Below are 13,455 nucleotides of genomic sequence, written 5' to 3'. Positions count from 1 at the left end.
CAGCAGCGCGACGTGCCACAGCGCGCCCGGGGCGAGCAGGGCCACCGCGCCGGGCAGCGGGTAGCGCCGCGCCGGCAGGGCGGGCCGGGTCAGCAGCGTCACCCACAGCAGCAGGACCGCGCCGAGCAGCGCCACCGGCACGAGCCGGTCGGCCGGCCCGACGAGCCGGATCAGCGGCAGGCCGACCCCACCGGCCACGGCCAGCCCCACCGCCAGCACGAGGCGACGTCGACCTCGTGCGGGAGCGGCGGCCAGCGCACCGGCCACGGTCACCGCCAGCAGGAGCAGAGCGGTGGCCAGGGGCGCCGGGCCGAGGGCGGGTTCCCGGTCGGTCGGCGACCGGGTCAGCACGGCGGTCAGCGCCAGCGCCGCCGCGACGGCGGCCACCCCGGCCAGGACGGCCCGGTCCCGGCCGCCCGTCCGGAGCGGGCCCGCCGGAAAGACGGTACGGTCCGACCTGGCCACTACCGCCGCGCCGGGCGTGTCTCCCGGGCCGGTCCCGTCCGCCCGGCGGTGGGGACCGTCCACACCGGTCGCGCCGTCCCGGCGTACGGCGAGCAGCACGGTGATGGCGACGGCCAGCCAGCCGGCGGCGACGAGTGACACGGTCGCGCCGGGGCCGGTGGGGTCGGCCCGGTCGACGGCGACGTCGGCGGCCAGCGCGCCACCGCCGAGCAGCACGGCCGGCACCAGCCACGAACGCCGGCCGCCACCGGCCAGCACCAGCCCGGACGCTACCGCCATCAGTGCCAGGAAACGCAGGTCACGGGCCCAGTAGGTGGACGTCTCGGGGAGCCGCTCCGACCACGGGCCGACCGGTTCGGTGAGCGGTTGCCACACGGTCATGCCGACCGCCCAGAGCGGCACGGCCAGGGCGGCGAGCCCGACGCCGACGGCGGCGAGCCGGCCGCCCGATCGCGGAGCGTGACCGGCCGGGATGGGCATCATGGATGGTCAGACGCCATCCGGGCGGCTACGGTTCCCCCTCTGGGGAGGTGCCGTCGGTGTACGTCGTGTCCGTGATCAACTACAAGGGCGGGGTCGGCAAGACCACCGTGACCGCGAACCTCGGGGCCGAGCTGGCGAACCGGGGGATGAAGGTACTGCTGATCGACCTCGATCCGCAGACCAGTCTGACGTTCAGCTTCTACGACCCGGACGACTGGCGGGAACGGCTGCGCGACGGCCGTACCGTGAAACGCTGGTACGACGGCCTGCGCGGGGACACCCCGGCGGTGACGCTGGGTGAGCTGGTGGTCTCCCCCGGCCCGGCCAACGCCCACCTGACCGGGGCCGGCCGGCTGGACCTGATCGCCTCGCACCTCGGCCTGGCCGACATCGACCTGGCGCTGGCCCGGGGCGTGGCCGACGGGGAGGACTACGACCGGGAGCTGTTCCGGGTCCGTGGCGCGCTGGCCGAGGGGCTGCACGACGCGGCGCTCGACGGCTACGACCTGGTGCTCATCGACTGCCCGCCGAACTTCAACGTGGTCACCCAGTCCGCCGTCATCGCCAGCGACCACCTGCTCATCCCGGCGAAGGCCGACTACCTGTCCACCCTCGGCATCGACCATCTCTGCGGCAGCGTCCGGGAACTGGTCGACCGGTACAACGCCGACGCCCGCCGGTTCGCCACCAGCCGCCGGCACCACAAGGTCGCCCCGGACGTGGCCGGGGTGGTCTTCACCATGATCCAGTTGACCGCGCAGCGGCCGATCGCCGCCCATCAGGGCTACCTGGACCAGGTACGGGCGCTCGGGCTGCCGGTCTTCCCCACCGCGCTACGGGAGAACGTCACGCTGTTCGCCGGGAACACCCCGCGCGGCGTTCCGGTGGTGCTGCGGCACCGGGTCACCGCACCGGTGGTGCAGGAGGAACTGCGGCAGATCACCACCGAGTTCATCGCCCACCTGCAACCCCGCGAGGTGACGGTGTGAGCGGTCCGGAGTCGGCGGGGGACGTCGCGGTCGTCGTCCTGGCCCGGGTGGGGGAACTACTGGCCGGGCTGTCGGCCGCCGACGCCCTCGCGCTGGCGCAGGGGCGGGCCCGGCTGGTCGTCGCCCCGGTGGCCCCGCCCCGGGACGTTGCGGACCGGATGGCCGGGCCGGTGCCGTCCGCCCCGTCGGGCGTCGACCTGGCCGCCGCGTCGGCCACGTTGGACGCCTTCGTCCACCGCCGGGACGGTACTGAGTACCTGACGCCGTGGGCGATGCGGGACCTGCGCGCGTTGGCCGCCCGGCTCGGCCTGCGCGGGGTGGCCGGCCTGCGCAAGGCGGAACTGGTGGAACGGCTGGTCGACCGGACGATCGGGTTCCGGGCCGCCTCCGCCGCCGTCCGCGCCCGCTGAACCGGCCCCGGCCCGGCCGCGCCGGCCGGGAGCAGCGGGCGACGCGGCGTCGGCCCGCAGACGGGAGAAGCCGGCCTGACCGGCCCGGACCTGCTCGTCCGTCCGGACGGAGCCGCCGGTCTCGATCTTGTGCGGCACCGGGCCGGTGGATACGCTCCCGCGGCTGTCTCCACCTGAGAAAGGACCGTCGTGACCGCTCCTGTCACCACCCAGAAGTCCTGGGTCGTCGCGCTGCTGCTCTGCTTCTTCCTCGGTGTGCTCGGCGCGCACCGGTTCTACACCGGCAAGGTCGGCACCGGCGTGCTCCAGCTGATCACCATCGGCGGGTTCGGCATCTGGGCGTTCATCGATCTGATCATGATCCTGGTCGGCGCGTTCCGCGACAAGCAGGGCCAGCCGCTGGTCAAGTGAGGCGACGGGCCGGGACCGCACGGTCCCGGCCCGACCGGCGTCCGGCGCGGCCCGGCACCACGCCGCGACGGGAATTCACCTCGGCGACCTCCCGCCGGGCGGGTCCCGGCCGATAACATCGCCGGGCATGGATATGAAGAGCAGCATCCGCCCGCGAACCGGGCGGCTGGTCACCGTGCTCACCGCCGCCGTCACCCTGGCGGTCCCGGTGGCGGTGGTCGCGACGTCGGCGTCGGCGGCGGCCACGTCGACCGTGGCGCAGGCACTCGCCACCCAGGACGGCCGGACCGCCACGGTCACCGGTTACGTCATCGGCCAGCCGACCGCCACCAGCACGGTGCTCACCTCCGGCTACACCGCCGACACCGCCATCGCCCTGGCCGACACGGCCACCGAGACCGGCACCAGCCGGATGCTCTACGTCCAGATCACCGCCGACTACCGCAGCACGTTCGGGCTGCTGACCAACCCGTCGCTGCGCGGCCGGCAGGTCACCGCGACCGGGACGCTGACCGCGTACTTCAGTCACGGCGGGTTGAAGAGCCCGACCGCGATGAGCCTCGGCGGCGGCAGCACCCCGACGCCCACCGCCACCACCGCCTCCCCCACCCCGGTGCCGACGGGCTCCACCGGGCCCTACGACTCGACGTACTACGCGAACGCGATGGGCAAGACCGGCAGCCCGCTGCGCACGTCCCTGCACACCATCATCAGGACCCAGACGAAGCTCAGCTACGACCAGGTGTGGGAGGCGTTGAAGGACACCGACCAGGACCCGGCGAACGCCAACAACGTGATCCTGCTCTACAGCGGACGGTCGCAGAGCAAGAGCAGCAACGGCGGCGGGGCCAACGACTGGAACCGGGAGCACGTCTGGGCCAAGTCGCACGGTGACTTCGGCACCGCCACCGGGCCGGGCACCGACGTGCACCACCTGCGTCCCGAGGACGTGACGGTCAACTCCACCCGGGGCAACAAGGACTTCGACACCGGCGGCAGCGCGGTCGCCGAGGCCCCGGGCAGCTACAGCGACGCCGACTCGTTCGAGCCCCGCAACGCGGTCAAGGGCGACGTCGCCCGCATGATCATGTATATGGCGATCCGGTACGAGGGCGACGACGGCTGGCCGAACCTGGAGATGAACAACTCGGTCACCAACGGCTCCGCGCCCTACCTGGGCCGGCTGCCGGTGCTGCTGCAGTGGCACCGCCAGGACCCGCCCGACGCCTTCGAGCAGCGCCGCAACCAGCGCATCTACGAACGCTGGCAGGGCAACCGCAACCCGTTCGTCGACCATCCGGAGTGGGCCACCGCGATCTGGGGCTGAACGGGCCGGTTGTCTCAGATCACCCCGGTCGGGCGGTGAGGAAACCGCCCGACCGGGTAACCCACCGACATGGCCAACACCGTTACCGACATCAGCCTCAACGACGGCAACACCATCCCGCAGCTCGGCTTCGGGGTCTACCAGATCGAGCCGAAGGACACCGCCGAGGCCGTCGGCCGGGCGCTGGAGATCGGCTACCGGCACATCGACACCGCCGAGATGTACGGCAACGAGGCGGAGGTCGGCGAGGCGGTCCGCGCCTCCGGGCTGGACCGGGGCGACGTCTTCGTGACCAGCAAACTCAACAACGGCTTCCACCGCCCCGAGGACGCCCGCAGGGCGTTCGAGTCGACGCTGGCCGCGCTGAAGATGGACTACGTCGACCTGTTCCTCATCCACTGGCCGCTGCCCACCCGCTACGACGGCGACTTCGTCTCCACCTGGAAGGCGCTTGAGGAGTTCCAGCGCGACGGTCGGGCCCGCTCGATCGGGGTGTCGAACTTCCAGGTGCCGCACCTGGAGCGGCTGGCCGCCGAGGCCGACGTGGTGCCGGCGGTCAACCAGGTCGAGGTGCACCCGTACCTCACCAACGAGCAGGTGCGCGCGTACGGCAGGGAGCACAACATCCTCACCGAGGCGTGGTCCCCGATCGCCCAGGGCAGGGTGCTCGACGACCCGACGGTCGTCGACGTCGCCGAGCAGGTGGGCCGTACCCCCGCCCAGGTGGTGCTGCGCTGGCACGTGCAGCGCGGCGACATCGTCTTCCCGAAGTCGACCACCCCGAAGCGGATCGAGGAGAACTTCCAGCTTTTCGACTTCACCCTGGACGACACGGCGATGGAGCGGATCAGCGGACTGGACAAGGGCGAGGCCGGCCGGACCGGCCCGAACCCGGACGAGTTCGACTATATCCCCGCCTGAGCGAACACCTCCGCCGCCGGGACGCGGCGCGACCACGGAGCGGGACCCGGGCCAGGGTTCCGCTCCGTCGCGTCCGGCCACCGGTGGCGCTCCCTGCCGGGACGGCAGATGGTGGTCGGACGCTGTCGAGCTGACGACGTTGGCGAATCAGCGACACCATCTCCGTCATTGATGCACGTACATCGATATCCGTACCATCCGGGGTATGCGTGCCCGTCGTGTCACCGCCACCGCCGCTGCCGCCGCGCTCGCCAGCCTGGTCGCGGTCGGCGCCGCCCGCGCCGACGACACCCCGGCGCTGACCACCCCCGGCGCACCCGTGGTGGTCGCCAACGAGCCGCACCGGCTCAGCCTGACCTGGACCCCGTCGACGTGGAAGGGCGAGCCGGGCGGCACGATCACCTACGACGTGCGCTCGCCGATCGGGCCGAACGCCTACCGGGGGCTGGGCAGCACGGAGACCAACGCCGTCACCCTGACCGACCTCGCGCCGGGCACCGACTACCGGATCGCGCTCCAGGCGTACGCCGTCGGCGGCTACTCCGACACCTCGCCGGTCACCACCGTGCGCACCGCGTACGGGCGGGCGAAGGTCGACTACCTCAACCTCGACTGGGCGCCCACCGACAACCAGGCCCAGTTCCGCCTGAACGTCACCAACACCGGCAGCCGGCCGCTGGACCTGACCACCGTGCGGGTCCGTTACCACCTGCGGTTCGAGAACGGCAACGCCGCCCTGACCACCGAGTGCGACTGGGCGACGCTGGGCTGCGAGCACATCCGGCGTACCCTCCAGTATTTTCCGCCGCCCGCGCCGCCGCCCGGCCCGACGCCGACCCCGACCGTCTACCCGGTGCCCGGCACCCCCTTCCCCGGTTGGGTGGAGCTGACCTTCGACACCGGCGTGCTGGCCCCCGGCGCGTCCTCCGGGCCGATCCAGCTCCGGCTGCACCGGCCCAACTGGACGGCGATCGACGAACGCGACGACCCGAGCTGGCAGGCGGCCACCGGCGCGTGGACCGCCAACAGCCGGATCACCCTCGACGTCGACGGGGTCCGCGAGTACGGCGACACCTGGGGCTGACCGCCGTCAGGCGTGGGCTTCCCCGGCGACGGCGCGCTGGGCCGCGACGATCGTGTCGACCGGCAGTCCCAGGCCGCAGAGCACGGCGGCCAGGTAGTCCAGCACCCGCCAGTGCTGCTCGTCGGTCAGCCCGAGCCGCCGCCACGCCCCACCGGCCGCCCGCCCACCGCCACCGGAGCCGGGGCCGCCAGCCGGGCCGCCCAGGGCCGAGGCCAGCTGGGCGGTCAGCCGGCCGGCCAGCCGGGGCCGGTCCAGCCCGATCAGGAACGGGGCCAGCTCGGCGTCCGCCGCGACCAGGCGCAGCCAGCGGATCACCACCGCGCGCACCCCGGCCGGCCCGAGCCAGTCGAACGCGCTCCGGGGGCAGGTGACCAACTCCGTCGTCCGCACACCCCTCAGTACGGATCGTCGCGTACCGGCAGTTCACCGTCCCGTCGACGGCCGGTGCCCCGCCAGGAACGTCATGGTGGTCTGGTTGGCGGCCCAGCCGTCGGGGAACTTCACCGGCACGTCCAGGTGCACCGACTCCGTCGACGGGTGGGCGTCCAACAGCTCACCGATGCCGGCGCGGGCCACCACGATGCAGGCGTGCCGGTGCCGGGAGGTCAGCACGCACAGCCGCCCCGACTCCAGGTGGAAGTTCGTCGCGTCCCGTCGGCCCGAGAGCGGGTGCAGCACGATCGTCACGTCGTACTCGCGGCCCTGGAGCCGGTTGGCGGTGTCCACCGTGACGTCCGCCCCGGCCGGGCCGAGGTGGGCGCGGATCGCGGCGACCTGGTCGCGGTGCGCCGCGCCGACGGCGATCCGGTCGGCGGTCACCGGCGCGCCGTCCGGCGCATGCTCGGAGACCGCGACCGCGCCCCGGGCCAGCACCCGCAGGGCGAGCGCGGCGCACGCGGCGGCGGCCTCCGCATCGGTACGCAGGGTGTGCCGCGCCGGCAGCTCGTGCAACGCCCAGCCGGTGCCGGCGGCCAACTCCACCGCCGCGTCGAGCGCGTCGCCCGGCCCCGGCCGGGTCAGCGTCAACGCCCGGTCGGCCGGGCCGGTGCCGGCGCGGAAGCCGGTGAACGGGTAGAACGCCGCCGCGACCACCGGGGCCGCCGAGGCGGGCAGCCGCCAGGACACCGGCAGCCGGTGCACCGGCAACTCCGGGTTGTGCCGCAGCAGCACCGCCACCGCCGCCTGCATCGGGTCCCAGCTCAGGCCCGTCCAGCGCAACGTCTCGACCGTGGAGAACGGGTCGAGCTGCCCGGGATCGCCCACGAACAGCGCCCGCTCGAACCGCCCGGCCACCCGCAGCAGGGCGTCCGAGCGCATCTGGTACGCCTCGTCGACGATCGCCCACGGCCACCGCCCCTCGGTGACCGTGGCCCACTTCGCCGCCGTACCGATGGTGACGGCCGGGTCGCCCAGATCGGCGACCTTCGACGCGACCCGGACCGTGTCGTGCCCCCGCACCCGCTCCGACGGCCGGTAGTCGGTCGCCGACAGCCGGCCGATACGCAGCTCAGGAGCTTTGGTGGCGAGCCGGTCGATGAGGTCGTCGACCTGCTCGTTGGTCTGCGCCACGATCATCAGCGGCTCGCCGGCGGCGGCCAGCTCGACGGCGGCCCGCACCACGAGGGTCGACTTGCCGGCCCCGGGCGGGGAGTCGACCACCACGCCCCGGTGGTCCCCGGCGCGCAGGTCGGCCAGGACGGCCGCGACGACCCGTTCCGCCTCGACGGCGGGCGGCACCTCAAGCCCGAGCATCGACCTCTCCTCCCCAGCATTCCCGGCACCCTACCGGCCTGCGCCGACAGGACGTCCACGTCACACCCGACTGGTACGACAGCACCACCAGGGAAGGGAGGTACGAATGATCGTCCTGAGCGACGGTGACCTGCTCACCGCTGACGCCGAAGCGCTCGTCAACGCCGTCAACACCGTGGGGGTGATGGGCAAGGGGATCGCCCTCCAGTTCAAGCAAGCCCACCCCGCCAACTACGCCGCCTACCGGGCCGCCTGCGCGGCGAACGACGTGCGGCTGGGCCGGATGTTCGTGGTCGACTCCGGCCGGGCCGGCCGCCACCGCTATGTCATCAACTTCCCCACCAAGGGGCACTGGCGGGCCGCCGCGAAGCTGCCCGACATCCGGTCGGGCCTGTCCGACCTCGCCCGGGTCGTCCGGGAACGGCAGATCCGCTCGGTGGCGGTGCCCGCCCTCGGCTGCGGTGCCGGCGGGCTCGACTGGACGGTGGTCGAGCCGATGATCACGCAGGCGCTCGCCGACCTGCCCGACGTACGGGTGCTGGTGTTCCCCCCGGAAGGCGTGCCGATCTCGACGGGCGACCCGGACCGGATCAGCTGTGTTGCGCCCGTTGGAAGAGGGGGCGGGTGATCGCCGTACTGAACTGCGGCCCCACCAGGTAGCGCTTACCCGGGAGGTAGCCGTGGGAGTTGTCGCCAACGACGGTGCCGAGCCCGGTGTGCCGGTCGAAGTCCACGAAACGCGGGCCGCCGCTGGAGCCGCCACCCATCACACACGCGGTCCCCCACTGGCCGGGCGGCTCCGGCCAGTCCTCGGTCGCCTGCTGCTCCACCGCCGGACCCACGCAGTAGGCGAGGCGCTCACCGGTGTACTCGGGCAGGCCCTCGCGGGCCTCGTCGGAGCTGGCCCGGGGGTAGCCGAACTGGTGCACCACCCGCGCACCGGGCACGTCGTAGCCGATCCGCTGGGCGACGCCGACCGCGTCCTGCACGCGGCGTCCGTCGCTGTTCGGGTGGAGCACCACGAACGCCTGGTCGTACGAGTCGTAGAGGCTCTCGATCTGGTCGTTGAGCAGCCACGTCGACGGGGCCACCGAGAGCCGGCCGACGAACCTGCCGTACGGTGCCCGACCGTCCCGGTAGCCGGGGATGAACAGCACGTTGCGCGACCACTGGTTGTCCTCACCGATGAGGTCGGTGTTGTTGACGCAGTGCGCGGCGGTCACCACGGTGCTGCGGTTGGCGCTGTCCAGCACCGTCGCCGTGCAGCTGGCGTCCTCGCCGTGGTCGGTGAAGAAGAGCCTGCCGACGGTACGCGACACGGCGTCCGCCCGGGTCCAGGGTGCGCCGTCGGGCTTCGCCACGGGCGGTACCTGCGCCGACGGGGTCTTCAGATCCGCGATCCGCTGCGGCGTCCAGTACGCCAGCACCGCCTGCCGCTCGGCGGCGGTGCCGGCCACGACATGGGTGGTGACGGGGCCGGGTGTGGCGGTGGCGGGCTGCTGAGCGATCCCGGCCAGCGTCGTCGTCACGAGCGCGGTGAGCACGCCCCCGACGCCGACACGGTTCCGCAGGCCGGACATTGGCTTCGATGTCATGCCGGAAACGTACGGCCGGAATGTCAGGAAATCGTTGGGCGGCTCCAGGATCCCGGTGGAATCCTCGGCCACTACGCCAGAATGCTGCTCGCCGCAGCCGAGGGTATGCCTCGCCTGGCGAGCACCAGGTAGACAGCGACGAAAGCCATCAGCACCAACGACACGGCGAGCGAGACGAGGGCGACGACGGCGGGAATCTTCGGATCGTCAAACAGCACGACAAATGCGTAGACCTGGAAACCCGTCAGAGCAACGACGCCCGACCATGCGTCCAGGGATCTCATCGCCCGGTGCAGGCGGTTGATTCCGGGGTGCTCGCCGACATCGAGTCGTACCGCGCTGGCATGGGTCGACATCGGTCCGTTCCAGGGGCTGAGCAACGGGACGAGCCCGGAGTCCTGCCAGCTCGGCAGATGCCGCCCCACTACTTCGCCGAAGACGCGGCGGTAGAAGAGGGAGAGTCGCAGGAGGGTCACCGCCCGAAGCACCATGAACATCACGGCGATCGGAATGACGACCCGCACGGCCGAGATGTCCTGGACCTTCACCCCCAGCAACTCCACCTCCAGCAGCTTGCCGTAGGTGAGGACGACGAATACCAGCCCGAGGCCGACTCCCCGTGCCAGCGCCCGGCTGGCACTGCGCCCCTGATCCTCCTGGATCTGCAACAGACGGGACAGGAAGAATCGCACGTCCTCCTTGTCGGCGTTTCCGCCCCCAAGAAGCTTGGTGGCCCGTTGCTCGACCGTCAGATCATCCACAGCAATGGATGGTATCGAGCGCCGACAACGGCGTATTCGCGGGAAGCGATGGTATTGCTCGACTCGGATCGTTTCCCCACGTGCCGTCGCGGCCGTACGTGCTGCGTGGTCACGCCAACAAACGCCTACGGCTGACGATCCAGCCACCCGCGCCGACGGGGGGACCCGTTAACCTCCACCATTATGGACGAGCTTGAGGCAGGTATCTACGAGCATCTGGTCACCCACCAGTTCTCTGCACGCCTCAATTCCCTGGATCCGACCCGGGTCCAGCACCACCCCCTCGACCCGGCCGACTCCCACCACCCCCTCACCCGTCACCTCGCCGCCCTGATCAGCCGTGCCCTGCAAGCCGTCCCGAACGGCGATGACAAGCTGCGCCACCAGGTCGAGCTGACCAACCGGATCGCCGAGGCCGTCGCCACCCTCAGCCCCGCCGCGACGGACCGGCACGACCAGATCGCCGACGCCCGCAACCTCCTGCACGCCATCGCCGCCCCACCCACACCCCCGGCGCAGCCGACCTTTCCGCAGCGCCCCACCACCCCGCTGTCCACCGGCGCGCTGCTGGTCAACGGCAGGCACCAGCCCCGCATCGGCCACGAGGTCAGCCATGAGATGGCCTCGGCGCAGCACGTCGACCTGCTCTGCGCGTTCATCAAGTGGTACGGCCTGCGCATCGTCGAACCCGCCCTCCGCGAGCTGATCCGGCGCGGCGGCACACTGCGGGTCATCACCACCACCTACCTGGGCGCGACCGACCAACGGGCCCTCGACCGGCTCGCCGAACTCGGAGCCGACGTCAAGGTCTCCTACGAGACCCGTACCACCCGGTTGCACGCCAAGGCGTGGCTGTTCCGCCGGGGCAACGGCCTGACCACCGCGTACGTCGGGTCGAGCAACCTGTCGAAGGCCGCGCTGGTCGACGGGGTGGAGTGGAACGTCCGGATCTCGAACGTCGAGCAGCCGCACGTCATCGACACGTTCACCGCCACGTTCGAGGACTACTGGAACGACCCGGCGTTCGAGACCTACGACGCCGGGCGGGACGCCGAGCGGCTGCGCAACGCGCTGCGCGGGGAACGGCGCGAGGACGCACCGACACCCATCGCCAACCTGGACGTGCGGCCGTACCCGTACCAGGCGGAGATCCTGGCGGACCTGGACGCCGAGCGGCAAGTGCACGGCCGGCACCGCAACCTGGTGGTGATGGCGACCGGCACCGGCAAGACGGTCGTCGCCGCCCTGGACTACCGGCGGCTACACAGAAACAAGACCGTCGACTCGCTGCTGTTCGTCGCGCATCAGGAGCAGATCCTGCGGCAGAGCCTGTCGACGTTCCGGCAGGTCATGGGGGACGGCAGCTTCGGCGAAACCCTGGTGGGCGGCCAGGTGCCGAAGGACTGGACGCACGTTTTCGCCTCGATCCAGTCGCTGCACCGGCGGGAGATCGACCCGCAGGCGTACGACATGGTGATCGTCGACGAGTTCCACCACGCAGAAGCGCCGACGTACGCCCGGTTGTTGGAGCGGCTCGCTCCGCGCGTACTGCTGGGGCTCACCGCGACGCCCGACCGGGCGGACGGCGGCGACGTGCGGCGGTGGTTCGACGGCCGGGCGGCCGTGGAGCTGCACCTGTGGGAGGCGTTGGAGCGGCAACTGCTCGCGCCGTTCCAGTACTTCGGGGTGCACGACGACACGGACCTGTCGCACCTGCGGTGGCGGCGCGGCCAGGGGTACGACCTGGCGGACCTCGACGGCGTCTACACCGGTGACGACGCACGGGCGCGGATCATCCTGAAGGCCGTGCGGGACACCGTGGACGCCGGGCGGATGCGGGCGCTCGGGTTCTGCGTGGGCATCGGGCACGCCGGGTTCATGGCCGACTGGTTCAGCCGGCACGGCGTACCGTCGGCGGCGGTGACCTCGCGGGCGGACCGCGCGGAGCGCGACCGGCTGCTGCGGGAGTTCAAGGCCGGGAAGCTGCGGGTGCTGTTCACGGTCGACCTGTTCAACGAAGGAGTCGACCTGCCGATGGTCGACACGATCCTGATGTTGCGGCCCACCGAGAGCGCCACCATCTTCCTTCAGCAGTTGGGCCGTGGGCTGCGCCTCGACGACGACAAGCCGTGCCTGACCGTGCTCGACTTCATCGGCGCGCAGCACGCCAACTTCCGGTTCGACCTGCGCTGGCGGGCGCTGACCGGGGTCAGCCGGCGGGCCGTCAGCGCCGCCGTGGAGCAGGGCTTTCCGTCGCTGCCCAGCGGCTGCCACGTGCAGCTCGACCGGGTCGCCGAGAAGATCGTGCTCGACAACCTGCGCACTGCGCTGCCCACCTCGAAGAAGGGCCTGGTGGCCGAGCTGCGGCAACTCGGCGACGTGAGCCTCGCCGAGTTCCTGCGGGAGACCGGCCTGGAGGTGGAGGACATCTACCGGTCCGCGTCGACCGGTGGGTGGACCGGGCTGCGGCGGCTCGCCGGCCTGGACACCTCGACCCCCGGGCCGGCCGACCGCGAGTTGGGCCGGGCCATCGGACGGATGCTGCACCTCGACGACGTCGACCGGCTCGACCTGCTGGCCCGGGTCGCCGCCGGTGACCCGCCGCCGGACGGGCGGCTGTGGCACATGCTGCACTTCGACCTGTGGGGGCCGCAAGCGCCGCTGGCCGCCGGGGAGGAACGACTCAACCGGCTGTGGGCGGAGCCGGCCCGCTGCGCCGAGCTGCGCCAGGTCGCCGAGGTGCTGCGGGACCGCATCCACCGGGTCACCGCGCCGGTCGGCGTACTGCGGGTGCACGCGCGGTACAGCCGCAACGAGGCGTGCGCGGCGTTCGGCATGACCAACCCCGGGTCGCTGCGGGAAGGGGTGAAGTGGCTGCCAGCCGAGCAGGCGGACCTGTTCTTCGTCACCCTGGTCAAGTCGGAGCAGCACTACTCCCCCACCACCATGTACGCCGACCGGGCCATCACCGAGCGGCTGTTCCAGTGGGAGTCGCAGAGCACCACGTCGGAGTCCTCGGCGACGGGGCAGCGGTACGTCCATCACGCGGCGCGGGGTTCGACGGTGCACCTGTTCGTGCGGGAGACCCGGGTGCCGGATCGGGACCTGGGCGCTCCGGCCTACCTGTACGCCGGGCCGATGACCTACCGGCAGCACAGCGGCGAACGGCCGATGCGGATCGTGTGGGAGTTGGCGACCCCGCTACCGCCCGACCTGTACGCGGCGGCCCGCACCATCGCCGCCTGAGCGGGGTGCGG

Annotated in this window: 13 protein-coding genes; 8 read left to right on the top strand and 5 right to left on the bottom strand. The window is 72.1% G+C overall.

Annotated features, from left to right (window positions below):
* A partial coding sequence (locus H1A17_RS21965) for a hypothetical protein (protein WP_375372827.1) occupies positions 1–945 on the bottom strand: 945 nt, incomplete at its 3' end.
* 59 nt (positions 946–1,004) lie between these two features.
* On the opposite strand from H1A17_RS21965, the gene H1A17_RS21960 reads away from it, so the two are divergent.
* The 6 genes from H1A17_RS21960 (at position 1,005) to H1A17_RS21935 (ending at position 6,090) form a co-directional block, all read left to right on the top strand.
* Positions 1,005–1,937: a ParA family protein gene (locus H1A17_RS21960; protein WP_194822780.1), complete on the top strand. Its 933-nt coding sequence runs from the start codon at positions 1,005–1,007 to the stop codon at positions 1,935–1,937.
* On the top strand, positions 1,934–2,347 hold the full coding sequence (locus H1A17_RS21955; RefSeq protein ID WP_194822779.1) for a Rho termination factor N-terminal domain-containing protein: 414 nt from the start codon (positions 1,934–1,936) through the stop codon (positions 2,345–2,347). Before H1A17_RS21960 ends, H1A17_RS21955 begins: the two co-directional genes overlap by 4 nt.
* Positions 2,348–2,536: 189 nt before the next feature.
* Complete coding sequence (locus H1A17_RS21950) at positions 2,537–2,758, top strand: TM2 domain-containing protein (protein WP_145918086.1); 222 nt, start codon at positions 2,537–2,539, stop codon at positions 2,756–2,758.
* 127 nt (positions 2,759–2,885) lie between these two features.
* Positions 2,886–4,085 (top strand): endonuclease, encoded by a 1,200-nt coding sequence (locus H1A17_RS21945; protein ID WP_194822778.1) that lies wholly within the window; start codon positions 2,886–2,888, stop codon positions 4,083–4,085.
* 69 nt (positions 4,086–4,154) lie between these two features.
* Positions 4,155–5,006, top strand: coding sequence for an aldo/keto reductase (locus tag H1A17_RS21940; protein WP_194822777.1), 852 nt, complete (start codon positions 4,155–4,157; stop codon positions 5,004–5,006).
* A 205-nt stretch (positions 5,007–5,211) separates the two neighbouring features.
* Positions 5,212–6,090, top strand: coding sequence for a cellulose binding domain-containing protein (locus H1A17_RS21935; protein ID WP_145918083.1), 879 nt, complete (start codon positions 5,212–5,214; stop codon positions 6,088–6,090).
* A gap of 6 nt (positions 6,091–6,096) precedes the next feature.
* Here the strand turns inward: H1A17_RS21935 and H1A17_RS21930 are convergent, their stop codons facing one another.
* Together H1A17_RS21930 and H1A17_RS21925 are read right to left on the bottom strand one after the other, a co-directional pair.
* Complete coding sequence (locus H1A17_RS21930) at positions 6,097–6,480, bottom strand: globin (protein ID WP_194822776.1); 384 nt, start codon at positions 6,478–6,480, stop codon at positions 6,097–6,099.
* Positions 6,481–6,513: 33 nt separating this feature from the next.
* Complete coding sequence (locus tag H1A17_RS21925) at positions 6,514–7,842, bottom strand: AAA family ATPase (protein WP_145918082.1); 1,329 nt, start codon at positions 7,840–7,842, stop codon at positions 6,514–6,516.
* Positions 7,843–7,948: 106 nt separating this feature from the next.
* Between H1A17_RS21925 and H1A17_RS21920 the strand changes: the two genes are divergently transcribed.
* Positions 7,949–8,470, top strand: a complete 522-nt coding sequence (locus H1A17_RS21920) for a macro domain-containing protein (RefSeq protein WP_145918081.1) — start codon at positions 7,949–7,951, stop codon at positions 8,468–8,470.
* Here the strand turns inward: H1A17_RS21920 and H1A17_RS21915 are convergent.
* The gene (locus H1A17_RS21915) at positions 8,433–9,437 is read right to left on the bottom strand and encodes a serine protease (RefSeq protein ID WP_194822775.1); all 1,005 of its coding nucleotides are present in this window, start codon (positions 9,435–9,437) and stop codon (positions 8,433–8,435) included. The two genes, H1A17_RS21920 and H1A17_RS21915, sit on opposite strands and share 38 nt — an antisense overlap.
* Before the next feature lie 71 nt (positions 9,438–9,508).
* Positions 9,509–10,198, bottom strand: a complete 690-nt coding sequence (locus H1A17_RS21910) for a hypothetical protein (protein WP_194822774.1) — start codon at positions 10,196–10,198, stop codon at positions 9,509–9,511.
* 183 nt (positions 10,199–10,381) lie between these two features.
* Between H1A17_RS21910 and H1A17_RS21905 the strand changes: the two genes are divergently transcribed.
* Entirely contained in the window at positions 10,382–13,444 is a 3,063-nt protein-coding gene (locus H1A17_RS21905; RefSeq protein ID WP_194822773.1) for a DUF3427 domain-containing protein, read from the top strand.
* The last annotated feature ends 11 nt before the right edge of the window (positions 13,445–13,455 follow it).

Origin of the sequence: Micromonospora sp. S-DT3-3-22 (assembly GCF_015354745.1) — a bacterium.
In the GTDB taxonomy this organism is placed as follows: Bacteria; Actinomycetota; Actinomycetes; order Mycobacteriales; family Micromonosporaceae; genus Micromonospora; species Micromonospora wenchangensis.
The sequence above is the reverse complement of the archived record's forward strand: the minus strand, read 5'-3'. Positions and strand labels throughout refer to the sequence as shown.